At 72.9% G+C, this 21,835-nt stretch carries 21 protein-coding genes; 8 read left to right on the forward strand and 13 right to left on the reverse strand.

The window, feature by feature from the left end; all coding sequences use genetic code 11:
- Nucleotides 1-13: 13 nt before the first annotated feature.
- From F6X51_RS19315 to F6X51_RS19330, 4 genes are all read right to left on the reverse strand, one after another.
- The gene (locus F6X51_RS19315; protein ID WP_150965309.1) at nucleotides 14-1,684 is read right to left on the reverse strand and encodes a methyl-accepting chemotaxis protein; all 1,671 of its coding nucleotides are present in this window, start codon (nucleotides 1,682-1,684) and stop codon (nucleotides 14-16) included.
- Nucleotides 1,685-1,755: 71 nt separating this feature from the next.
- Nucleotides 1,756-2,493, reverse strand: coding sequence for a chemotaxis protein CheW (locus F6X51_RS19320; RefSeq protein ID WP_407658645.1), 738 nt, complete (start codon nucleotides 2,491-2,493; stop codon nucleotides 1,756-1,758).
- Between the two features lie 12 nt (nucleotides 2,494-2,505).
- Nucleotides 2,506-4,032 (reverse strand): CheR family methyltransferase, encoded by a 1,527-nt coding sequence (locus F6X51_RS19325; RefSeq protein WP_150965310.1) that lies wholly within the window; start codon nucleotides 4,030-4,032, stop codon nucleotides 2,506-2,508.
- Between the two features lie 11 nt (nucleotides 4,033-4,043).
- On the reverse strand, nucleotides 4,044-4,610 hold the full coding sequence (locus tag F6X51_RS19330) for a chemotaxis protein CheW (protein ID WP_281407652.1): 567 nt from the start codon (nucleotides 4,608-4,610) through the stop codon (nucleotides 4,044-4,046).
- 438 nt (nucleotides 4,611-5,048) lie between these two features.
- Between F6X51_RS19330 and F6X51_RS19335 the strand changes: the two genes are divergently transcribed.
- The 4 genes from F6X51_RS19335 (at nucleotide 5,049) to ilvC (ending at nucleotide 9,255) form a co-directional block, all read left to right on the forward strand.
- Entirely contained in the window at nucleotides 5,049-6,824 is a 1,776-nt protein-coding gene (locus tag F6X51_RS19335) for an acetolactate synthase 3 large subunit (RefSeq protein WP_150965311.1), read from the forward strand.
- Nucleotides 6,825-6,846: 22 nt separating this feature from the next.
- A complete protein-coding gene (gene ilvN / locus F6X51_RS19340) occupies nucleotides 6,847-7,389 on the forward strand; it encodes an acetolactate synthase small subunit (RefSeq protein ID WP_150965312.1) in 543 nt (180 codons plus the stop codon).
- Nucleotides 7,390-7,431: 42 nt separating this feature from the next.
- Entirely contained in the window at nucleotides 7,432-8,076 is a 645-nt protein-coding gene (locus F6X51_RS19345; RefSeq protein WP_150965313.1) for a glutathione S-transferase family protein, read from the forward strand.
- Nucleotides 8,077-8,235: 159 nt separating this feature from the next.
- Nucleotides 8,236-9,255, forward strand: coding sequence for a ketol-acid reductoisomerase (gene ilvC / locus F6X51_RS19350; protein WP_150965314.1), 1,020 nt, complete (start codon nucleotides 8,236-8,238; stop codon nucleotides 9,253-9,255).
- 485 nt (nucleotides 9,256-9,740) lie between these two features.
- Here ilvC and trpS read toward each other — a convergent pair whose 3' ends face one another.
- The 3 genes from trpS to F6X51_RS19365 form a co-directional block, all read right to left on the reverse strand.
- Nucleotides 9,741-10,799 (reverse strand): tryptophan--tRNA ligase, encoded by a 1,059-nt coding sequence (gene trpS / locus F6X51_RS19355; RefSeq protein ID WP_150965315.1) that lies wholly within the window; start codon nucleotides 10,797-10,799, stop codon nucleotides 9,741-9,743.
- Between the two features lie 467 nt (nucleotides 10,800-11,266).
- Nucleotides 11,267-12,085 (reverse strand): endonuclease III domain-containing protein, encoded by an 819-nt coding sequence (locus F6X51_RS19360; RefSeq protein WP_150965316.1) that lies wholly within the window; start codon nucleotides 12,083-12,085, stop codon nucleotides 11,267-11,269.
- 166 nt (nucleotides 12,086-12,251) lie between these two features.
- The gene (locus F6X51_RS19365; protein WP_150965317.1) at nucleotides 12,252-13,100 is read right to left on the reverse strand and encodes a GyrI-like domain-containing protein; all 849 of its coding nucleotides are present in this window, start codon (nucleotides 13,098-13,100) and stop codon (nucleotides 12,252-12,254) included.
- Between the two features lie 386 nt (nucleotides 13,101-13,486).
- On the opposite strand from F6X51_RS19365, the gene dapF reads away from it, so the two are divergent.
- Together dapF and mtaB are read left to right on the forward strand one after the other, a co-directional pair.
- Nucleotides 13,487-14,377, forward strand: a complete 891-nt coding sequence (gene dapF, locus F6X51_RS19370) for a diaminopimelate epimerase (protein WP_150965318.1) — start codon at nucleotides 13,487-13,489, stop codon at nucleotides 14,375-14,377.
- Entirely contained in the window at nucleotides 14,374-15,609 is a 1,236-nt protein-coding gene (gene mtaB / locus F6X51_RS19375) for a tRNA (N(6)-L-threonylcarbamoyladenosine(37)-C(2))-methylthiotransferase MtaB (RefSeq protein WP_150965319.1), read from the forward strand. Before dapF ends, mtaB begins: the two co-directional genes overlap by 4 nt.
- A 6-nt stretch (nucleotides 15,610-15,615) precedes the next feature.
- Here mtaB and F6X51_RS19380 read toward each other — a convergent pair whose 3' ends face one another.
- A complete protein-coding gene (locus F6X51_RS19380) occupies nucleotides 15,616-16,335 on the reverse strand; it encodes an RluA family pseudouridine synthase (protein ID WP_150965320.1) in 720 nt (239 codons plus the stop codon).
- 101 nt (nucleotides 16,336-16,436) lie between these two features.
- Here F6X51_RS19380 and ftsY point away from each other — a divergent pair, with 101 nt between their 5' ends.
- Nucleotides 16,437-17,888 carry a signal recognition particle-docking protein FtsY gene (ftsY, locus tag F6X51_RS19385; protein ID WP_210250322.1) on the forward strand — a complete coding sequence of 484 codons (1,452 nt, stop codon included), beginning with the start codon at nucleotides 16,437-16,439 and terminating at the stop codon, nucleotides 17,886-17,888.
- A 207-nt stretch (nucleotides 17,889-18,095) separates the two neighbouring features.
- The gene (locus F6X51_RS19390; RefSeq protein WP_150965322.1) at nucleotides 18,096-18,722 is read left to right on the forward strand and encodes a septation protein A; all 627 of its coding nucleotides are present in this window, start codon (nucleotides 18,096-18,098) and stop codon (nucleotides 18,720-18,722) included.
- A 36-nt stretch (nucleotides 18,723-18,758) separates the two neighbouring features.
- Here F6X51_RS19390 and F6X51_RS19395 read toward each other — a convergent pair whose 3' ends face one another.
- The 5 genes from F6X51_RS19395 to ccmA all read right to left on the reverse strand — a co-directional run bounded on the left by F6X51_RS19395 (nucleotide 18,759) and on the right by ccmA (nucleotide 21,771).
- Complete coding sequence (locus F6X51_RS19395) at nucleotides 18,759-19,388, reverse strand: DsbE family thiol:disulfide interchange protein (RefSeq protein ID WP_150965323.1); 630 nt, start codon at nucleotides 19,386-19,388, stop codon at nucleotides 18,759-18,761.
- Nucleotides 19,385-19,546 (reverse strand): heme exporter protein CcmD, encoded by a 162-nt coding sequence (gene ccmD, locus F6X51_RS19400; RefSeq protein ID WP_407658647.1) that lies wholly within the window; start codon nucleotides 19,544-19,546, stop codon nucleotides 19,385-19,387. The genes F6X51_RS19395 and ccmD overlap by 4 nt, the downstream gene beginning before the upstream one ends.
- A 10-nt stretch (nucleotides 19,547-19,556) precedes the next feature.
- Nucleotides 19,557-20,345, reverse strand: a complete 789-nt coding sequence (locus tag F6X51_RS19405) for a heme ABC transporter permease (protein WP_150965324.1) — start codon at nucleotides 20,343-20,345, stop codon at nucleotides 19,557-19,559.
- Nucleotides 20,346-20,452: 107 nt separating this feature from the next.
- Nucleotides 20,453-21,121 (reverse strand): heme exporter protein CcmB, encoded by a 669-nt coding sequence (ccmB, locus tag F6X51_RS19410; RefSeq protein WP_150965325.1) that lies wholly within the window; start codon nucleotides 21,119-21,121, stop codon nucleotides 20,453-20,455.
- Entirely contained in the window at nucleotides 21,118-21,771 is a 654-nt protein-coding gene (gene ccmA / locus F6X51_RS19415) for a heme ABC exporter ATP-binding protein CcmA (protein ID WP_150965383.1), read from the reverse strand. Before ccmA ends, ccmB begins: the two co-directional genes overlap by 4 nt.
- Between the last annotated feature and the right edge of the window lie 64 nt (nucleotides 21,772-21,835).

Below are 21,835 nucleotides of genomic sequence, written 5' to 3' on the forward strand. Positions count from 1 at the left end.
GGGTACGGGTGCCCTAGTGCCGGTAGCGCTCGGCCAGGGCCATCAGCGCCTGGGCGAGCTCGGTGAGGTTGGCGGAGGCCGCCTCGACCTCGCGGGTGCCGGCGGCCGTCTGCTGGCTCGCCTGCCGGATGTTCTGCAGCGCGCCCATCACCTGCTCGATGCCGAGCTGCTGCTGGTTCGTCGAGGCGACGATCTGCTGGAAGGTCTGCACGCTCTCCTCGACCCGGGCCGTGATCTCCTCGATGGCCCTCTGGGTGGTGTCCGAGCGGGTCTTGCCGGTGGCGGCGCGCTTGACCGCCTCCTCGGTCAGCATCACCGAGGTGTTGATGCCCCGCTGGATCTCGCCCAGGATGGTGCGGACCTGGGCGGTGGCGCCCTTGGCCTGGTCGGCCAGGAGCTTCATCTCGGCGGCGACCACCGCGAAGCTGCGCCCGCCCTCGCCCGCCGCCGCGGCCTCGATGGCGGCGTTGAGCGCCAGGAGGTGGGTCCGCTCCGAGATGTCGTTCACCGTGGTGATGATCTCGCCGATCGTCTGCGTCTTCTCGGAGAGCGCCACGATGTTGCCGGCCACCGCCTCGGCCTGCTCGCGGATCGCCTCCATGGCCCGGGCGGTGTCGGCCACCGCCCGCAGGCCCGCCTTCGAGGTCTGGGCGGTGGCCTGCGCGGTGGCGATGACCTCGCCCGCGCGCTTGGTGATCTGGGCGCCCGAATGGGTGATCTCGTCCACCGTCGCGGCGGTCTCCTGCACGGCGGCGAACTGCTCCTCGACGCTGGCCGCCTGCTCCTGGGCCGAGGCCCGGATCTCGGCCGCGGCGGCATTGAGGTCGGCGGTGGCGGCCCGGTTGGTGCGGGCGAGGTCGGCGAGCCCCGCCACCATGCCGTTGAGGGTGCGCCCGAGGCGCCCGATCTCGTCGTCGGCGCGGATGTCGAGGGTCCCGGACAGGTCGCCCGAGCCGACCCGGTCGGCGAATTCCATGACCTTCTCGAGGGGCCGCACCACCGCCCGGCTGATCAGGATCGTGACGAGGATCGACAGCACCACGCTCGCCAGCAGGGTCAGGATGATCGAGAGCCGGCTGCGCTCGTAGATGTCCCGCACCCCGCGCTGGCCCGCCGCGATGCCCTCGTCGAGGAGGTCCCGGGTGCGGTCGACCCCGCGCAGGAAGGCGTCCTGGCTGCGGGTCAGCTCGTCGTTGCGGGCCTCGACCGCCTCGATGTCCTTGGCGGCGATGGCGATGAGCTGCGCCTCGCCGCCGCTGCGCAGCTGGCGGAAGCTCGCCACCGATCCGTTGGCCGCCTCGTTGAGGCGCCGCCAGACGACCGCGCGCTCGGGCGAGACCGAGGTCGCCCGGTACTCGTCGGTGGTGCGCGCCAGGGCGGCCAGGAGCGCCTCGGTCTCGCCCGCCGCGCGGCGCCAGGCGGCGGCCGGGTCCTCCTGGTCCGAGGCGGGGCGCTTGCCCGAGATCGCCGCGATCACGGCGTTGCGGCGCAGGATGCCCATGTCGCGGGAGCGGTTGCCGAGGTCGTCGAGCTTGCGCGCGACGGAGAGGTCCCGGCTGACGATGGCGTCGGTGGTGTCGCGCACGGCGCCGATCTGCCCGAGGGCGTAGATGCCGAGCGCCACGATCACGAGGGTGATGGCGACGAAGCCGAGGAGGATCCGGTTTCCGATCGAGATCGACACGCGTCAGGCTCCGACATCCGGCAGCGCGGCGGGCAGGAAGGCCCGCGGGGCCGCGATATTCCAGGCTGGGGTCACGGCAGGTAGCGCCGCAGGAGGCGCGGCAGGTCGATGACCACGAAATCACCGAGCCCGGCCGCGCCGCGTTCCGCCGGGCCATAGCCCGAAACGGCCTCGCTGCCCAATCCGCCGAATGCGCCGAGGGCGGACGCCGCCGCGTCCCTGGCCGTGTCCCTTGCCGCGTCCCTGGCCGCGTCACTTGCCGTGTCCCTCGCCGCGGGGTCCGCCGAGCCGCCGTCGAGGCGCGCGACGCCGAGCACCCGGTCGACCGCGAGGGCGAGCGGGGCGGCGCCCCCGCGCAGGACCACGAGATGCCCCTCCTCGGCCCGCTCGCCGCCGGGATCGCGCGCGGGATCGCGAGCCGGGCCGCGCCCGAGCGCGCGCGCGAGGCCGATCACGCTGACGATGCCGCCCGAGAGCGCCACGATGCCGAGGAGCGCGGGCGGCGCGCCGGGGATCGGGGTGCAGGGCCGCGCGGGCAGGACCCGCGCGACCGCCGCCATGGGCAGGCCGTAGCGCTCGCCGCCGCCCGTGCAGACGAGGATTCCCGGAGCCGCCTCGACCCCGGCACCGCCGGCCCGCTCGCTCCCGCGCCGGGCCAGGGCCGCGGTCCGCGCCGCGCGCAGGGTCCTGGCGCGCTCGGCCTCGCCCGCATCCGCCGCGCGCTCGATCTCGCCCGCGTCCTGGCCGCCCGCGCTCTTGCCGCCCGAAGCCTTGCCCGCCGGGCCGTCCCCCGTTGCCGTCCCGACCACGCCAGGGCCTCCCTAACTCAATCCCGCCCTGGCGAGGCGCGCGCTCTCGGCCACCTGCCGGGCCTTCGCGCCGTCCCCCTCGGGCACCGCGGTGTCCGGCAGCAGCGCTTGCGCCAAGCCGGCCGCGTTGTCGAGGGCCCGGCGCGCCGCCGGGAGCCGCCCGGCCGAGGCGAGGAGCAGGCCGAGGTGGTAATGGGCCATGACGAAGCCGCGGTCGAGGTAGAGCGCCGCCCGCAGGCTGCGCTCGGCCTCCGCCTCGCGCCCGAGGCTGCGGGCGAGCAGTCCCTCGTAGAAGCGCAGGCGCGCGTCGGTGGGCGTCTCGGTCAGGGCCGCGCGGGTGCTGCGCCAGGCCTCGGCGGTCTCCCCCGCATCCGCCAGGGTCCGGATCCGGGCCAGGATCTCGTCGGGGGGCAGGGGCAGGCCGTCGCCGACGAGATCGGGCGGCACGCGGATCGCCGCGGCCGGGTCCGGCAGGATTGCTGGCGCAGGCGCCGCCGGCGGCACGGCGCGGTCCGGCCCGTCCGTCGCCGCCGGCGGCACGGGCTCAGCCGGGAGCGCGGGCGGGGCCACGGGCGCGCGGGCCGGAGGGGCGGCGGGCCCGGTGGCCGCGAGGGCTTCGGGCGGCGGCAGGCGCGCCACGAGGACTTCCGCGCCGTCCTCCCGGCGCCGGTAGGCGACGGTTCCGGGCAGGTTGACGGGGGCGAGCCAGCCCGCGAAGGCGGGGTTCGGCTCCGCATGGCCGATCAGCAGCCAGCCGCCCGGCCGCAACCGCCGCGACAGGGCCCGGACGATCGCCGCGACCGTGTCCGCGTGGAAGTAGATCAGCACGTTGCGGCAGAGGATGAGGTCGAAATCGGGGGTCGGGGCCGGCCCGCCCGCCTCGATCAGGCTCATCAGGTTCTGGCGCTCGAACCGGACCATCCGGCGGAATTCCGGCCGCAGGACGTAGGTGCCCTCGCGGGCGGGGCCGGGCTGGGCCGGGAGCCGCAGGAAGTAGCGCTGGCGCTCCTCGGGGGGCAGGGTGCGCATGGCCCAGCGGCCGTACTCGGCGGCCCGGGCGGTGGCGAGCGCCGCGTGGCTGATGTCGGTCCCGGTGATCGCCACGTGCCAGTCGGGCAGGGCCGCGCCGAGGAGCTCGTGCAGCAGGATCGCCAGCGAGTAGGGCTCGGCCCCCGTCGAGCAGCCCGCGCTCCAGACCCGCAGGGTCACGTCCGCCTGCCGCGCCGCGATCAGCCCCGGCAGGATCGTGTCGCGCAGGGCCTCGAACTGCTCGGCGTAGCGGAAGAAGAAGGTCTCCCCGATGGTGATCTCGGACTCGAGGGCCGCCCATTCCCGGGGCCCCGTCCGGCGATCCTCGAGATGGGCGAGGTAGGCGCCGGAATCCGGCACGCCGCAGGCCTTGAAGCGGCGGCGGAGCCGGTCGAACAGGAGGTCGTCCTTGTCCGCGTAGTAGTGGTGGCCGGTGCGCGCGATGATGCGCGCCTTGAGGGCGGCGTAGCCGGGATCGCCGTGGGGGTCGCGTCGCGCGGCCTTGCGCATGCGGGTCGCGCTCAGCCGGCGGAGAGGGCGGCGAGGCGTTCCTGCGCGGCGCGGGTGAGGGCGGAGAGGCGCTCCTGCTCCTCGACCGTCAGGATGCGGCCGGGGGCGAGCGCGTGGACGAGGCGGTCCCCGAGGGTGATCTCGGCCTCGACGCAGCCGTTGAGGGTCTGCCGACCCGAGACCGGTCGGACCGCCTCCGGCGCGACGGTCACGAGGTCGCTCGCCCGGTCGACCAGGAAGGCGGTGGCGCGGTCGGCGGCGAGGACGAGGTGATCGTAGGCGCCGGGCTCGCGCGCCTCCGCGCGCAGGCCGAACAGGCGGGCGAGATCGACCACCGGCACCGGCTCGCCGCCGAGGTTGAGGAAGCCCGCGAGGAGCGGGCCGAGGGTCGGGGGGCGGAACAGGTTCGGCAGCGGCAGGACCTCGCTCACCGCCGCCCGGGGCAGGGCGCAGGGCACCCCCGCCACGTCGAGGAGGAGGTAGGCCGCGCCCGCGGGCGGCGGCGTCTTGTTGGCCGCGCCCGCGGGCGGCGGCGTCTTGTCGATGGGCTCGGCCTGCGCCGATCGGTGTGGGGACAAGGGGAACGCCGTCTCCTTCGGGCCAGCGGCCCTGCAAGCTCCTTCGGGCCAGCGGCCCTGCAAGCTCCTTCGGGCCAGCGGCCCCGCAAGCGTGATAGGTCGGGCCGGGGAGCGGGGCAATCAAGGCGCCGATCACGGAACCGAGGCCGGCCGGGCGCGAAACCCGGAACCGACCCCGTTGACGCTGCTGGGGGCCTCCGCTATGAGACGCGACACTTTTAGGCGACTCGCCGTTCCCGGCGGGTCCGGAAGGTCCGGACGTCACCCCGATGCGTCACATCCTTATCGTAGCGGAAGCGCCACTGACGGGGCGGCCCTGACACGGGGCCGCGATCCGGGCGGTGGCGCATGCAGGGTCCCGATCGGGGCCCTTTTTTGTTGCCCGCGGCCGGGTCGGATGCGCGACGGAGTTCGAGAACGGGTTCAAGGAGGAAGACGATGAGCGGCGAGGTCATGACCGGGGCCGAAATGGTCATCCGGGCGTTCCGGGATCAGGGTGTCGATACGTTGTTCGGGTATCCGGGCGGCGCAGTGCTGCCGATCTACGACGCGCTCTTCCATCAGAACGCGGTCAAGCACGTGCTCGTGCGCCACGAGCAGGGCGCGGTCCACGCGGCCGAGGGCTATGCCCGCTCGTCCGGCAAGGTCGGCTGCGTCCTCGTCACCTCGGGCCCCGGCGCCACCAACATCGTCACGGGCCTCACCGACGCGATGCTGGACTCGATCCCCCTCGTCTGCATCACCGGCCAGGTCCCGACGCACCTGATCGGCACCGACGCGTTCCAGGAATGCGACACGGTCGGGATCACGCGCCACTGCACGAAGCACAACTACCTGGTCAAGTCGATCGACGACCTGCCGCGCATCCTGCACGAGGCCTTCTACGTCGCGAGCCACGGCCGCCCGGGGCCCGTCGTCGTCGACCTGCCGAAGGACATCCAGTTCGCGAGCGGCCTCTACGAGCGCCCGAGCTTCGACGGCCACAAGACCTACCGCCCGGCGATCAAGGGCGACGCGGACAGGATCCGGGCCGCCGTCGAGCTGATGGCCGGCGCCCGCCGCCCCGTCTTCTACACCGGCGGCGGCGTCATCAATGCGGGGCCCGAGGCCTCGCGGCTGCTGCGCGAGCTCGTGGCCGAGACGGGCTTTCCCGTCACCTCGACCCTGATGGGGCTCGGCGCCTTCCCGGCCTCGGACGACAGGTTCCTGGGCATGCTCGGCATGCACGGGACCTACGAGGCCAACCTCGCGATGCACGAATGCGACGTCATGATCTGCATGGGCGCGCGCTTCGACGACCGCATCACCGGCCGCCTCGACGCGTTCTCGCCCTTCTCGAAGAAGATCCACGTCGACGTCGACGCCTCCTCGATCAACAAGGTCGTCAAGGCCGATGTCGGCATCGTGGGCGATTGCGCCTCGGTGCTGGAGGACATGCTGGCCGCCTGGCGTGCCCTGCCGGCCGAGCCGGACAAGGGCCGCCTCGAGGGCTGGTTCTCGAAGATCACCACGTGGCGGGCGCGCGAGTGCCTCGCCTACTGGCCGTCGGGCACGATCATCAAGCCGCAATACGCGGTGCAGCGCCTCTACGAGGCCTGCAAGGACCGCGAGACCTACATCACGACGGAGGTCGGCCAGCACCAGATGTGGGCGGCCCAGTACTTCAAGTTCGAGGAGCCGAACCGCTGGATGACGTCGGGGGGCCTCGGCACCATGGGGTACGGCCTGCCCGCCGCCATCGGCACCCAGCTGGCGCACCCGCAGGGGCTCGTCATCGACATCGCCGGCGAGGCCTCGATCCTGATGAACATGCAGGAGCTCTCGACCGCCGTGCAGTACCGCCTGCCGGTCAAGGTCTTCATCCTCAACAACGAGTACATGGGCATGGTGCGCCAGTGGCAGGAGCTGCTGCACGGCTCGCGCTACTCGCAGAGCTACTCGGAGAGCCTGCCGGACTTCGTGAAGCTCGCCGAGGCCTACGGGGCCAAGGGCATCCGCTGCGAGAAGCCGGGCGAGCTCGACGCCGCGATCCGGGAGATGCTGGCCTATGACGGCCCGGTCATCTTCGACTGCGTCGTCGACAAGACCGAGAACTGCTTCCCGATGATCCCCTCGGGCAAGGCGCACAACGAGATGATCCTGTCCGACTACCTCGGCGAGACCGGCGTCGAGATCGGCGACGTCATCTCCGAGGAAGGCAAGATGCTGGTCTGACGGGGCCGGGGAGGACAGGACCATGAACGCCATGAACACCCACTATCCGGATCCGGTCCGGGTCGAGACCGTCAACCGGCACACCCTCGCGGTGATCGTCGACAACGAGCCGGGCGTCCTCGCCCGGATCTCCGGCATGTTCTCGGGCCGGGGCTACAACATCGAGAGCCTGACGGTGTCGGAGACGGAGGAGGCGCGCCACCTCTCCCGCATCACCATCGTGACGACGGGCACCAACGCGGTGATCGAGCAGATCAAGGCCCAGCTCGACCGGCTCGTGCCGGTGCACCGGGTCGTCGACCTCACCCTCCAGGGCAATTCCCTGGAGCGCGAAATCTGCCTCGTGAAGGTGGTGGGGCAGGGCGAGCACCGCAGCGAGGCGCTCCGCCTCGCCGCCGCCTTCGGGGCCAGGACCCTCGACGCGACGCTCAACTCCTTCGTGTTCGAGCTTACCGGCTCGACCGAGGAGATCGACCGCTTCATCCGCCTGATGACGGTGATCGGCCTCGTCGAGATCTGCCGCACCGGCATCGCCGCGATGGGACGCGGGGCGGAGCCGCTCTAGGCTCCGAACGCGGGACCCGACGCCGACCAGGACGCAAGCCGCATGACCGCCCGCACCCTCTACTACGCCCCCGGCGCCTGCTCGCTGGCCTCGCACATCGCCCTGGAGGAGACCGGCCGGCCGTTCGAGACGGTGCGGCTCGACCTCCAGGCCGGCGACCAGCGCGCCCCCGAATACCTCGCGATCAACGAGCGCGGCCGGGTGCCGGCCCTCTCCGAGGAGGGCTGGGTCCTCACCGAGAACACCGCGCTCCTGCGCCACATCGCCCGGTCGCACCCGGAGGCCGGGCTCTGGCCCGAGGCGCTGCGCCAGCAGGCCGCCGCCGACGAGTGGCTCGGCTGGCTCTCGACGAATCACCACCCGGCCTTCGCGCATGTCCGCCGGGCCGAGCGCTACAGCGCCGACGAGGCCGCCCTCGCGGCGATCCGGGCCAGGGGCGCCGACACCTACGGGGACCTCTGCACCATGACGGAGGTCCGCCTCTCGAACGGGGGCTGGGCCCTCGGGGAGCGCTACAGCGTGGTCGATCCCTACCTGCTGCTGTTCTGGATCTGGGGCCGGAGCCCGGCGCTGGGCTTCGACATGGCCGGGCGCTTCCCGGCCTGGACCGCGCATGCCCGCGCGATGGCGGCCCGCCCGGCCGTGCAGCGGGCCTTCCACCGGGAAGGGCTCCCCCTCCCGGCCTGACACCGCCTCCGGGTTGTCCGCGCGGGACGCCCGCCCTGTGGCGATTGCCCCTTTCGTCAAGGGGATCGCCTCGCTAAAAGCGCGCCCATCGCACGGCCGCGCGAACGAGGGCGCCGGAGCGCACTCGACCGCCACCACGCCAAGAAGGAAGAAGCCGCCATGCGGGTCTATTACGATCGCGACGCCGACCTGAACCTCATCAAGGGCAAGAAGGTCGTCATCGTCGGCTACGGCAGCCAGGGCCATGCCCACGCGCTCAACCTGCGCGATTCGGGCGTCAAGGACGTCGTCATCGCGCTGCGCGAGGGCTCGGCCACCGCCAAGAAGGCGGAGCACGAGGGCTTCACGGTGATGTCGGTCGCCGACGCCGCCAAGTGGGGCGACGTGGTGATGATGCTCACCCCGGACGAGCTCCAGGGCGACATCTACCGGGAATCCCTCGAGGGCAACATGAAGCAGGGCGCCGCCCTCCTGTTCGCCCACGGCCTCAACGTCCACTTCAACCTGATCGAGCCGCGCAAGGACCTCGACGTCCTGATGGTCGCCCCGAAGGGCCCCGGCCACACGGTGCGCGGCGAGTACCTCAAGGGCGGCGGCGTGCCGACCCTCATCGCCATCGCGCAGGACGCCTCGGGCAACGCGCACGACCTCGGCCTGTCCTACGCCTCGGCCAATGGCGGCGGCCGCGCCGGCATCATCGAGACCACCTTCAAGGAGGAGTGCGAGACCGACCTGTTCGGCGAGCAGGCCGTGCTCTGCGGCGGCCTCGTCGAGCTGATCAAGGCCGGCTTCGAGACCCTGGTCGAGGCGGGCTACGCCCCCGAGATGGCCTATTTCGAGTGCCTGCACGAGGTGAAGCTCATCGTCGACCTCATCTACGAGGGCGGCATCGCCAACATGAACTACTCGATCTCGAACACCGCCGAGTACGGCGAGTACGTCACCGGCCCGCGCATCGTCACGCCGGAGACCAAGGCCGAGATGAAGCGCGTCCTCACCGACATCCAGTCGGGCATCTTCACCCGCAACTGGATGCTGGAGAACAAGGTCGGCCAGACCTCGTTCAAGGCCACCCGCGCCAAGCTCGCCGCCCACCCGATCGAGGAGGTCGGCGCCAAGCTCCGCGGCATGATGCCGTGGATCTCCGAGAAGGCGCTCGTCGACAAGTCCCGCAACTGACTTCCCGGGGGCCGGCCTCCCCGGCGCGGAGGGCGGCGCTCATCACCTCTCCCGCACGGGAGAGGGGGCGCGGCGTGCCACCCGCGCCAGATCCAACCGCATGGCGTGACGCGGAGGGTGGTGCTCATCACCTCTCCCGTCCGGGAGAGGTCGAGTCGGCGCCAGCCGACCGGGTGAGGGGTGCGACGCATCCGGACAACGCGCATCCCTCACCCCAACCCTCTCCCGCACGGGAGAGGGGGCGCGGCGTGCCACCCGCGCCAGATCCAATCGCATGGCATGACGCGGAGGGTGGTGCTCATCACCTCTCCCGTCCGGGAGAGGTCGAGTCGGCGCAAGCCGACCGGGTGAGGGGTGCGACGCATCCGGACAACGCGCCTCCCTCACCCCGGCCCGCTTCCGCGGGCAAACCTCTCCCGCACGGGAGAGGGGGCCCGTCGCGGCCCCCGCGGGCTGGCCGGGGCCGGACGCGAGACGGCGCCGGGTCAGACCGCCCGCAGGGTCGGGCCGCGGCGGACGAAGCCGACGATGTCCTTGACGGCGTCGAGGGTCGGGGCCGCGAGGGCGGCGGCGCGCTCGGCGCCGTCCGCCAGGACCGCGTCGATCTGGGCGGGATCGGCCACGAGGCGCTTCATCTCGGCACCGAGTGGGGCGAGCGATTCCACCGCGAGCTCCACCAGGGCGCCCTTGAAGGCCGAGAACTGGGCGCCGCCGAACTCGGCCAGCACCGCCTCGCGGGTCGCGCCCTTCAGCGCCGCGAAGATGCCCACGAGGTTGTCGGCCTCGGGCCGGCCGGCGAGGCCCGCCACCTCGGAGGGCAGGGCGTCCGGGTCTGTCTTGGCCTTGCGCACCTTCTGGGCGATGGCGTCGGCGTCGTCCGTCAGGTTGATGCGCGAATTGTCCGACGGGTCGGACTTCGACATCTTCTTGGTGCCGTCGCGCAGCGACATCACGCGGGCGGCCGGCCCGCCGATCAGCGGCTCGGTGATGGGGAAGAAGCCCTCGCCGTGCCCGTGCGCGGCGATCGACTCCGCGAAGTCGTTGTTGAACTTCTGGGCGATGTCGCGGGTCAGTTCGAGATGCTGCTTCTGGTCCTCGCCGACGGGCACATGCGTGGCCCGGTAGGCCAGGATGTCGGCGGCCATCAGCACGGGATAATCGTAGAGCCCGACGCTGGCGTTCTCCCGGTCCTTGCCGGCCTTGTCCTTGAACTGGGTCATCCGGTTGAGCCAGCCGAGGCGCGCGACGCAGTTCAGGACCCAGGCGAGCTCCGCGTGCTGGTGCACCTGGCTCTGGTTGAACACGATCGAGCGCTTCGGGTCGATGCCGGCGGCCAGGAAGGCGGCCGTGACCTCGCGGATCTGGCTCTTCAGCTCGGCCGGGTTCTGCCACAGGGTGATGGCGTGGAGATCGACCACGCAATAGAGGCATTCGGACCGCGCCTGCATCTCGACGAAGCGCTTGATGGCACCGAGGTAATTGCCGAGATGCAGGTTCCCGGTCGGCTGCACGCCGGAGAACACCAGTTCCTTGAACGCGGCCATCGGCGCGGTCCCTTCGAGCCTTGAGACGACGTCTGAAGCGACCTGGGCCGTAACCACCTCGCATCCGTCGAGGGGCGGGGTTCTGGCACCCCGGGCGCGACCCGGTCAAGGACCGGCCGGAGCGCCGCGGCTGCGGGCGCTGGAGGGCGCATTCCCGACCGGGGTCGACGCCGCCGCCGTCCCGTGCGAATCCCGCATCCTCCACGGGAGCTGGGCGGCGGCGCCCGCCCTGCACGACGGCACCGGGCCGATGCTGGCCGAGCGTCGCGAGCCCGCGGCCGCGCGGCGGAGCAGACGCAGACCGGCTGCACCCTGCGGACGACGGATTGCCGCGACCCCGGCCCGGGCAACGGCCGCTGCGGCCACGACGGCGCACGGCTCTCGCCCGACGAGAAGGCGGCGCTCCTCGACGATACGAAGACCCTGTCGGGCCGCTCCGCGGCCCCGCCGCTTCGGCGCGGGCTGGTTCAGGTCCGCCCGGTCCCGGCTGCACCGACCTTGCCTGCACCGACCTTGCCTGGATCGATCTTGGCCTGCCCGGTCGGGCAGAGGTCGAGGAGCACGCAGGCGCGGCAGGCCGGGTTGCGGTGATGGCAGACCTGCTGGCCGTGCAGCATCAGGACCTCGTGGTTGTCGTAGAGGTCCTGCGCGCTCCAATCCGCCGGGAGCTGGCCCCGCAGGACCGGGTGGGCGGGGCCGACATCGACCGCCGGGCCGATCAGGCCGAGGCGCTGGGCCACCCGGTGGTGGTGGCTGTCGACGGGCAGCGCCGGCATCCGCAGGACCGAGAAGGAGAGCGTGGCGGCGCTGGTCTTCGGGCCGATCCCCGGGATCGCCTCGAGCCAGGCCCGGGCCTCGTCGACGCCCATGTCCCGCAGGAAGTCGAGGGAGAGGCGGCCGTGCCGCGCCGCGATGCTGCGCAGGGCCGCCCGGATGCGCGGCGCCTTGAGCTCCGGCCAGGTCACCCCCGCGATCGTCGCCTCGATCTCGGAGACGGCTGCGTCGCAGAGGGCGGACCAGTCGGGGAAGCGGGCGCGCAGGGCCTTGAAGGCCCGGCCGGATTCCTGGTTGCGGGTGCGGTGCGACAGGAGCGAGGAGACGAGCTCGCTCACGGGATCGAGGCTGTGGAAATAGGGGATCGGGCAGCCGTAGACCGGGCAGAGCAGGCGGTGCACCGCCAGCGCCTTGTCGCACAGGCCCGCATCGGCGGGGACGGGCGCCCCGCGCGCGGGGCGGGGGCGGTTCGGGCGGGCGCCCGCGAGATCGTGACCGGGTGCGATGGGCATGGGGGCCGAATCCGCGAGCGCGGCCGCCGGTTCCGACGGCCGCGCTCGGACCGGGGCCCGCGGCGGCGTCACGCCGCAGGGCGGGGCGGGGCAGGGCAGGGGGCGGGGCGGGCGAGGCCGGCGGCGGGCGCCGGCCCGCCGCCGCGGCGTGACGCCGCCGCGGCCCTCACTTGACCAGGGCGTAGATGTTCACGTCGAGCTTCTCGTCGGCCCGGTCCTTCAGGTCGGTGACGTATTCCTCGATGAAGCGGTCCTGCACCACCACGTCCTTGGCATCCAGATAGGCGGTCAGGGTCTCGTAGGTGCCGTCGATCTCGTCGTAGGAGCCCTTGTGCGGGAAGCGGAGCGCCTTGCCGCTCGGGGTGGTGCCGAGGCGCAGGGCCTCGCCGTCACCCGGCTTCGCTTCGGCAGGTCTGGCTTCGGCGAGCCTGGCCTCTGCGCCCCTGGGGTCCGGCAGCGGCGCGATCGGGATCATCGCCTCGTACTGGAAGCCGTCGTCGTCGGTCTTGGCGAAGACCGCCACCGGCCGGCCGGTCGGCACGATGCCGGCCCGGGCGAGCTCGGCCTCGATCCGCGCGAAGGCCGCCCTGAGGCTCGGCACCGCCTCCTCCCATTTCGACTTGCCCGCGAGGATCGCGGCGGGCTTCGGGGGCAGCGAGACCTCGTCCACGTCGTTGGCGTCGCCCGGGGTCGCCACCAGGGTCTCGCGCGCCGCCGGCGCCGCGACGCCGGGGGCGGGCGATGGGGCGGGCGATGGGGCGGGCGATGGGGCGGGCGATGGGACGGGCGGCGTCACCGCCTGGGTGGCGGAGGGGGCCGCCGACTCGCCGGGGCGGGACCTCGCGGTGTCGGGCGCGGTGGTGGTCGGCAGCGGGTCCGTCACGGCGGGCGGCGGCGCCGTCGAGGCCGGCGGCGGCGCGTTGGCGGGCGGGGCGGGCTGCTGGGCCTCGGCCGGGAGGAGCCCCGGGGCAAGCGCGCAGAGCCCGGCAAGCAGCGTCAAACGAAGGCGGGTCAAGGATGGCGCTCCGGCTCGTGGTCAGGCGGTCGGGTCCGGGCCGAGCGAATCGGGGACGGCCCCTCCGGCCCGGAAGGTAGTGACGAACGGGCCCGCCCGCGAGATGGCCCGTCCGCCCGTCCGCGCAACGTGCGGCCGGCGCGCGGCGGATCGGCCACGCGGGGCAGCGCCGCGCTGCGACCTGCGGATCACCGCAAGACCTGCCCGGCACGGGAAGACCTCCTGAGCACGGGTAAGACCTGCCCCGCGCCTCCGCCCCTCGTGCGCGGGCCGGCGCTTTGCCATATAGCGGTCCCGCAAGACCCGGTCCGCGATCCCGGCAGGCCGACGTCCGGCGGGCCGGGCCCCGGCGGACCCGGATCCCGACAGGCAGATTCCCGGCACCCATGAGCGCACTCGCCCACAGACGGTTCCTGAAGATGCACGGCGCGGGCAACGCGATCGTGGTGCTCGACCTGCGCGGCACCTCGGTCCTGGTCCAGCCCGAGGAGGCGCGCGCCATCGCGGCCGACGCGCATTCGGCCTTCGACCAGCTCATGGTGCTGCACGATCCCGTGAGCCCGGGCACCGACGCCTTCCTGCGGATCTACAACACCGACGGCTCGGAATCGGGGGCCTGCGGCAACGGCACCCGCTGCGTCGCCTTCGCGATGTTCGACGACCCCGCCATGGCGCGCCCCGCCGAGAGCGGGCGCCTCGTCCTCGAGACCCGGGCCGGCCTCGTCGAGGTGCAGCGGGTCGCCGACCGCTCCTTCACGGTCGACATGGGCCGGCCGCGCCTCGCCTGGGACGAGATCCCCCTGCGCGACCCCTTCCCGGATACCCGCCGGATCGAGCTCCAGATCGGCCCGATCGACGATCCGATCCTGCACTCGCCCGGCGCCGTCAGCATGGGCAACCCGCACGCGGTGTTCTTCACCGACCGGGACCCCGACAGCTACGACCTCGCCCGGTTCGGCCCGATGCTGGAGAACCACCCGGTCTTCCCGGAGCGGGCCAACATCTCGCTCGCCCAGGTGACCGGCCGCGACGCGATCAAGCTCCGGGTCTGGGAGCGCGGCGCCGGGCTGACGCTCGCCTGCGGCACCGCCGCCTGCGCCGCCGTGGTGGCGGCCGCCCGGCTCCGGATGATCGGCCGGGGGGCCACCGTCAGCCTGCCCGGGGGCGACCTGGTGATCGAGTGGCGGGCGGACGACCACGTCCTGATGACGGGGCCGGTCTTCCTCGAGGGCGAGGGCAGCTTCGCGCCCGAATTGTTCATGATTTCTTCCAGATGAGCATCGCGACGCTGACCTTCGGCTGCCGCCTCAACACGGTCGAATCCGAGGTGATCCGCGCCGCCGCGGAGGGGTCGGGACCGCCGGGCGGGCGGATCATCGTCAACACCTGCGCGGTCACCGCCGAGGCCGGCCGCCAGGCCCGCAAGGCGATCCGCCGGGTCGCCCGCGAGCGCCCCGACGCCGAGATCCTGGTCACGGGCTGCGGCGCCGAGGTCGAGACCGCCCTCTACGCGGCGATGCCCGAGGTCGCCCGTCTCGTCGGCAACGGCGACAAGCTGCGCCCGGAGGCCTGGGCATCCCGCCACGCGGGCATCCGCGCCGGCACCGGCGCCGTCATGGCCGAGGAGACGGCCGAGCCGACCCGGATCGCGGGCGTCGCCGGGCACACCCGGGCCTTCGTGCCGGTGCAGAACGGCTGCGACCACCGCTGCACCTTCTGCATCATCCCCTTCGGCCGGGGCCGGTCGCGCTCGGTCCCGCTCGCGGCGGTCGTCGAGCAGGTCGCCCGCATCGTCGCCCATGGCGGCCGCGAGGCGGTGCTCACCGGCGTCGACCTCACCGCCTACGGGCGCGACCTTCCCGACGCCCCGGGCCTCGGGCGCCTCGCCCGGGCGATCCTGGCCGGCGTGCCGGACCTCGCGCGGCTGCGCCTCTCCTCGATCGACTCGATCGAGGCGGACGACGAGCTCCTCGACGCGATCGCCTCCGAGCCGCGCCTGATGCCGCATCTCCACCTGTCCCTGCAGGCCGGCGACGACCTGATCTTGAAGCGGATGAAGCGGCGCCACGCCCGGGCCGACGCGATCGCCTTCTGCGCGCGCGTGCGGCGCCTGCGCCCGGACACGGTCTTCGGCGCCGACCTGATCGCGGGCTTCCCGACCGAGACCGAGGCCCAGTTCGCCGGCTCCCTCGACCTCGTGGCGGAGTGCGGGCTGACGCATCTCCACGTCTTTCCCTACTCGCCCCGGCCCGGCACCCCGGCGGCCCGGATGCCGCCCGTGGCGTCGGAGATCGTGCGCGAGCGTGCCGCGCGCCTGCGGGCAGCGGGGGACGCCGCCTTCGCGAACCACCTCGCGGGGGAGATCGGGCGGACGCACCGGGTGCTCGCCGAGCGCGGCGGGATCGGCCGCACGGAGGCCTTCACGCCGGTGCGGCTCGCGGCCGAAGCGGGCGAGATCCGCGAGGTCCGGATCAGCGGCCATGACGGTCGGGCGCTGCTCGCGGCCTGAGGCGGCCTACGGTGTCCAGCCGCAGGCCGCGAGCCCCGCCCGCAGATGCGGGGGCACCGGTGCCTCGACCCGCACCGGCGGCTTCTTCGGATAGAGCGGCAGGCTGAGCGCGCGGGCATGGAGCTGCAGGCCGGGGCCGCCGGAGCGGGGGGCGCTGCCGTAGATCGCATCCCCGACGATCGGGAACCCCATCGCGGCGCAGTGGACCCGCAACTGGTGGGTTCGCCCGGTCACGGGCTTCAGCTCGAGCCACGCGGTCCCCCGGTCGGGCGCGCGGCCGAGCACCCGAACCTCGGTGAGGGCCGGGTCTCCCGCCGGGTCCGCCTTCATCCACCAGCTGCGCGGATCGTCGGAGCGGCGGGCGAGGGGAAGGTCGATGCGGCTCGCCTCGGCCTCGGGACCGCCCTCCACCAGGGCCCAGTAGGTCTTCTCGGCGGCGGCGGTGGCGAAGAGGCGGTTCAACCGGGCGAGTGCCTTGGCGTGACGCCCGAGGGCGAGGCAGCCCGAGGTGTCCCGGTCGAGGCGGTGCACCGCCTCGGGCCGCCGGGGCAAACCGAAGCGCAGGGCGTCGAGATGGTCGGTCAGGGTCTCGCCGCCCTTCGGTCCGGGATGGACCGGAAGGCCCGCCGGCTTGTCGATGACGAGCAGCAGGGCATCGCGGTAGAGCAGGCGCGCGCCTATGTCTGAGAGGCGTGTCGGTTGATCGATCGTCGGTGGAACGGGCATGCAGGTCGGCTAAAGCATCGGGACGCGAAGCGACACGCGCCGCTGAAGAAAATGACGCGGCCTCCAGGAGGGCCGAACCCGCGCGCGGGAGCAAGGACGTTATGAGCGAAGACGAGAAGCCGGGCTGGTTCGGCCGCCTGTTCGGGCGCAAGGCGGGTCCGGCCCCGGAGGAGACCGAGACGGCGCCGGAGAAACCACCGGTTCCGGCATCATCGGCCGAGGGGCAGCCGGATTTCGCCACCGGCGCCGAGGCCGTCGCGCACCTGCCGCTGCCGCCCTCCGAGCCTGACCCGACGGATCCGGACCGGAACATCGTCCCGGACGAGATCGAGGGCGCCGACCTGCAGCCGATCGCGGGGGAGACCGAGCGCCCGCCCGCCGGCACAGCCGGGGATGCCCCCGCGCGCGGAGCCGAACCGGCCGACACGACCGCGCAGGCCTTCGAGCCGTTGGCGGCCCCGAGCGCGGCCGATGACGATTCGAGGCCCGCTCCCGCCTCGGAACCGCCCCCCGCCGCCGTACCGGCGCCGGACATCGCCGGGACGCCCGATCCGGACGTTCAGCCGATCGACACCGCGGCGGCGCTCGCCGCCGACGCCGTCAAGGACAGCGTCGCGCCGGAGACGGAGAAGCGCGGCTGGTGGGGCCGCCTGACGGAGGGCATGAAGCGCACCTCCTCGTCCCTGTCGGACCGCGTCACGGGGCTCTTCACCAAGCGCAAGCTCGACGCGACGACCCTGGAGGACCTGGAGGATGCCCTGATCCAAGCCGATTTCGGTCTCGAGACGGCGACCCGGATCTCGGACGCGGTCGGAAAGGGCCGCTACGAGAAGGGCATCTCGCCGGACGCGGTGCGGGCCATCCTGGCAACCGAGGTGGAGCAGGCCCTCGAGCCCGTGGCGGTTCCGCTCCGGGTCGAGGCGGGCAAGAAGCCCTTCGTGATCCTGATGGTGGGAGTGAACGGGGCCGGCAAGACCACCACGATCGGCAAGCTCGCCCTGAAGCTGACGGCCGAGGGCCGCAGCGTCATGCTGGCGGCCGGCGACACGTTCCGGGCCGCGGCAGTCGAGCAGCTCAAGGTCTGGGGCGAGCGCACCGGCACGCCGGTCGTGACCCGTCCCCCCGGTGCCGACGCGGCGGGCCTCGCCTTCGATGCCCTGCAGGAGGCCAAGCGCCAGGGCAGCGATGTGCTGCTGATCGACACCGCCGGCCGGCTCCAGAACAAGACCGGGCTGATGGCGGAGCTCGAGAAGATCGTGCGCGTCCTCGCCAAGCTCGACCCGGAGGCGCCCCACGCCACGCTCCTCGTCCTCGATGCCACGGTCGGCCAGAACGCCCTGAGCCAGGTCGAGCTGTTCTCGCAGGCGGCGCCCGTCAGCGGCCTCGTGATGACGAAGCTCGACGGCACCGCGCGAGGCGGCATCCTGGTGGCGCTGGCGGCGAAATTCGGCCTGCCGGTCCACTTCATCGGGGTCGGCGAGGGCGTCGAGGATCTCGAGCCCTTCGCGGCGCGCGATTTCGCCCGGGCCATCGTGGGGCTGGAGAAAGGTTAGGGGGAGGTTCGCGCCGCGCTGACGTCCATTTTCGATCCCTCAGAGTCCACGAGACGGGCCGCGGCGTCCACCGAGCCGCCTCGGCTCCTGCTCGCCGGCCTCCGGTAGGAAAGGGCTGGGCGATAGCTTACATCGGGGTCGGTGGCAGCGCTGGGAACGCCCACCGGCCTCACCGCCGCTCACCCCGCGGCCCAGTCAGAAATCGGCATGCAGATCGAATCCGTCCCTCCCCGCCGCCGCCTCGCGCCCCTGCCGAAGCTCGCGCTGGAGCTCGGGCCGCTGGTCCTGTTCTTCCTCGGCAACGCCTACGCCGAGCGCTTCGGCGTGAGCCCGGATCAGAAGCTGTTCGTGGCGACCGGCCTGTTCATCGCCGCCACCGTCGCCGCGCTGTCGATCCACTACGCGCTGGTGCGGCGCCTGCCGATCATGCCGCTGGTCTCCGGCGTCGTGGTGGTGGTGTTCGGCGGCCTGACTCTGTTCCTGCAGGACAAGACCTTCATCATGGTGAAGCCCACCATCGTGAACACCCTGTTCGGCCTCGTGCTCCTCGGGGGGCTGGTCTTCGGCAAGTCGCTGCTCTCGGTCGTCCTCGACAGCATGTTCGCCCTGACCGACGAGGGCTGGCGCAAGCTCACCTTCCGCTGGGGGCTGTTCTTCCTCGCGCTCGCGGCCCTCAACGAGGTGGTGTGGCGCACGCAGACCGAGGATTTCTGGGTGAACTTCAAGGTCTTCGGCATCATGCCGCTGACGGTCCTGTTCGCACTCGCGCAGACACCGCTCCTGTCCCGCTACGAGCGGAAGGGGCCGGAGGATACGGACCCGGCCAAGGCTTAAGGGAACAAGCGAGGCGCGGCACGGGTGAATCTCGCGTCAGCGGCTCGCGGCGGCCTCGCTCTTGCGCGCGACGGCGCGGATGCGGGCGAGGACGTCGGCGTAGTTCTCCGGGGTGACGATGCCCACGAGCTTGTCGCGGATCACCCCGTCGGACCCCACGATGAAGGTCTCGGGCACGCCGTAGACCCCGAAATCGATGCCGACGCGGCCGGTCGCGTCGAGGCCGATGGCCGAGAAGGGGATACCGTTCCGGGCCAGAAACCGCCGGCCGTTCTCGGGCGCATCCTTGTAGTCGATGCCGACCAGGCGCAGGCCCGGCTCCTTGGCGAGCCGCATCAGCATCGGGTGCTCGACCTGGCAGGGGGCGCACCACGAGGCCCAGAAGTTGACCACCGTGACGCCGCTCCGGAATTCCTGGCTCGACAGGCCGGGCAGGGGGCGGCCCTCCGCCTCGAGGCCCGGCACGCCCGCGAGGTCGAAGGCCGGGATCGGCTTGCCGATCATGGCGGAGGGCAGCGCCGCGGGGTCGACGCCCGAGCGCAGCCGCAGGAAGAACAGGCCCGCCAGCACCGCGAAGGCGATAAGCGGCACGATCAGTAGAAGTGAGCGGCGGACCGGCTCCGGCGGCTTCTCCTCCGGGTCCGAGGGGGGCGCCGGCACGGTCACGGGCGGTCTCCGGCGGGCGCGCCGGCCTGCAGGTCGGCCAGCGCCCGCTTCTGCGCCCGCTGGTCGCGGATCGCGTTGAGGATCAGGCCGCAGAGAACCAGGGCCGTGAAGGCGTAGGAGCCGAGGATGTAGCCGCCATGCGGTCCGAGATCGATCATGATGCTTGCCTCAGAGGGCTTGGCCGAGCGGCACCGCGTCGGCCCGCGCCTGGGCGAGGCCGACCGCCCCCGCATCGAGGCGCTCCGCCTCGCGGATCGTCAGGGTGCGCACGCGGCGGCGCAGGATCTCGGTGCGCATCGTGTAGAGGTGCAGGCTCAAGCCGGTGAGCGTCGCCGCGCCGATCATCGTGAGCAGCGGGTAGAGCATCGAGGGGTCGATGGTCGAGCCGCCCATGCGCAGGATCGAGGCCGGCTGATGCAGGGTTGACCACCAGTTCACCGAGAACTTGATGATCGGCAGGTTGATGGCGCCGACGAGGGTCAGGATCGCGACCGCGCGGGCGGCGCGGTTCGGATCCTCCATCGTGCGCCACAGGGCCATGATGCCGCAGTAGATCAGGAACAGGATCAGCATCGAGGTGAGCCGCGCGTCCCACACCCAGTAGGTGCCCCACATCGGCTTGCCCCAGAGGGAGCCGGTGACGAGGCAGATCAGCGTGAAGGCCGCACCGATCGGCGCCGCGGCGCGCTGGGCCACGTCCGCGAGGGGATGGCGCCAGACCAGGGTGCCGATCGCCGAGAGCGCCATCGAGCCGTAGAAGAACACCCCGAGCCAGGCCGCCGGCACGTGGATGAACATGATCCGGACCGTCTCGCCCTGCTGGTAGTCGGGCGGGGCGACGAACCAGGACAGGTAGAGGCCGAGCGCGACGCCCGCGGCGGAGAGGCCGGCGAGCCACGGGAGCAGGGCGCCGGACCAGCGCATGAAGTGGCCCGGATTGGCGAGGCGTGTCCACATGGTGCCACGCTTTAGCGCGGGGTGCGGTGCAGCGGCAATGCGCACGAGGGGCGCAGGTGCCGGGCATGCACCGCCGCTTGGCTGACGGTTGGCTGACGGCGCGCCGCCTATTCCGACCAGCGCAGGGCGGCCGCCGCCGCGACCGTGCCGACCACGGCCGCGATCAGGCTGAGCCCGCCGAGGATCATCAGGGGCGTACCGAACGGAACCGTGCCGCCGGCCACCGACTGGGCGGCCGAGACTCCGAAGATCAGGGTCGGGATCATCAGGGGCAGGACGAGGACGGCGAGGATCAGGCCGCCGCGGCGGATCGAGGCGGTGAGCGCCGCCCCGACGGCGCCCACGAAGGTGAGGGCCGGGGTGCCGACGAGGAGCGTCAGGGCGGTCCCCGCCATCGCGGTCCCGTCGAGGGCGACGAGCAGGCCGAAGAGGGGCGAGGCGAGCGCCAGGGGCAGGCCGGTGGTGAGCCAGTGCGCCGTGACCTTGGCAAGGACCATGCACTCAAGGGGCACGGGCGCCCCGGCCATCAGGTCGAGGGAGCCGTCCTCCTCGTCGGCCTGGAACAGGCGGTCGAGGCCGATCAGCGTCGCCAGGACCGCCGCGAGCCAGAGGATGGCCGGGCCGATCCGCGACAGCAGGTTGAGGTCGGGCCCGAGTGCGAACGGCACCAGGGCGACGATCATCAGGAAGAACACGAGGGAGAGCGCCCCGGAGCCGCCGACCCGGGCGGCGAGGACGAGGTCGCGGGCGACGAGGGCCCGGATCGCGCCGATCACGCGCAATCCTCCGGGGCGTCGCCGGACCGCGCCGCGGGCCTCTCGTCCTGTGCCGGTCGCGCGATGCGCAATTCCCGGGCATCCGCGAGGCCGAGCGCCTGGTGCGTTGCCGCGACGACCAGTCCCCCCGCCGCGCGGTGGCTGGCCATCAGCCCGGCGAGCACGGCCTGGGAAGCGATGTCCAGGGCCGCCGTCGGCTCGTCGAGGAGCCAGAGCGGGCGGCGGCAGACGAGGAGGCGGGCGAGCGCCACGCGCCGCCGCTGCCCGGCCGAAAGATAGGCCACGGGGAGCCGCAGCGCGTGGGCGAGACCGAGTTCCGCCAAGGCCTCGCGCGGGGCGAGGGCGGGATCGCCGAGGAGGCCGCGGGCGAAGCTCAGGTTCTCCTCCGCCGTCAGCGCACCCTTCAGCCCGTCCCGGTGCCCAACGATGTGCAGGCATTCGGGCAGGCTCGCCTCGCCGACATCCTCAAGCGCGAGGGACCCGGCCTCGGGCTTGAGGCGCCCCGCCAGGACCGCGAGCAGCGTCGACTTGCCGGCCCCGTTGCGCCCGGTGACCATCAGGGCTTCGCCGGGGCCGAGCCCGAAGGACAGGCCGGAGAAGATGCGGCGCCCGGAGCGGCGCACGGCGAGGTCGGTGACGGTGAGCCGCACGGGTTGGCCTGAGACGGGGTGCACCTGCGCCGTCCTGGACCCGCTCCCGGGAGGCGGTGCCCTC

Source organism: Methylobacterium planeticum (assembly GCF_008806345.1).
Lineage (GTDB): Bacteria > Pseudomonadota > Alphaproteobacteria > Rhizobiales > Beijerinckiaceae > Methylobacterium > Methylobacterium planeticum.

Excerpts from the sequence above, each read along its gene's own strand:
- F6X51_RS19325 (WP_150965310.1), bottom strand. The coding sequence starts at position 4,032 with ATGCGCAAGGCCGCGCGACGCGACCCCCACGGCGATCCCGGCTACGCC.
- F6X51_RS19335 (WP_150965311.1), top strand. The coding sequence starts at position 5,049 with ATGAGCGGCGAGGTCATGACCGGGGCCGAAATGGTCATCCGGGCGTTC.
- ilvN (WP_150965312.1), top strand. The coding sequence starts at position 6,847 with ATGAACGCCATGAACACCCACTATCCGGATCCGGTCCGGGTCGAGACC.
- F6X51_RS19345 (WP_150965313.1), top strand. The coding sequence starts at position 7,432 with ATGACCGCCCGCACCCTCTACTACGCCCCCGGCGCCTGCTCGCTGGCC.
- ilvC (WP_150965314.1), top strand. The coding sequence starts at position 8,236 with ATGCGGGTCTATTACGATCGCGACGCCGACCTGAACCTCATCAAGGGC.
- trpS (WP_150965315.1), bottom strand. The coding sequence starts at position 10,799 with ATGGCCGCGTTCAAGGAACTGGTGTTCTCCGGCGTGCAGCCGACCGGG.
- F6X51_RS19360 (WP_150965316.1), bottom strand. The coding sequence starts at position 12,085 with ATGCCCATCGCACCCGGTCACGATCTCGCGGGCGCCCGCCCGAACCGC.
- dapF (WP_150965318.1), top strand. The coding sequence starts at position 13,487 with ATGAGCGCACTCGCCCACAGACGGTTCCTGAAGATGCACGGCGCGGGC.
- mtaB (WP_150965319.1), top strand. The coding sequence starts at position 14,374 with ATGAGCATCGCGACGCTGACCTTCGGCTGCCGCCTCAACACGGTCGAA.
- F6X51_RS19380 (WP_150965320.1), bottom strand. The coding sequence starts at position 16,335 with ATGCCCGTTCCACCGACGATCGATCAACCGACACGCCTCTCAGACATA.
- ftsY (WP_210250322.1), top strand. The coding sequence starts at position 16,437 with ATGAGCGAAGACGAGAAGCCGGGCTGGTTCGGCCGCCTGTTCGGGCGC.
- F6X51_RS19390 (WP_150965322.1), top strand. The coding sequence starts at position 18,096 with ATGCAGATCGAATCCGTCCCTCCCCGCCGCCGCCTCGCGCCCCTGCCG.
- ccmD (WP_407658647.1), bottom strand. The coding sequence starts at position 19,546 with ATGATCGATCTCGGACCGCATGGCGGCTACATCCTCGGCTCCTACGCC.
- F6X51_RS19405 (WP_150965324.1), bottom strand. The coding sequence starts at position 20,345 with ATGTGGACACGCCTCGCCAATCCGGGCCACTTCATGCGCTGGTCCGGC.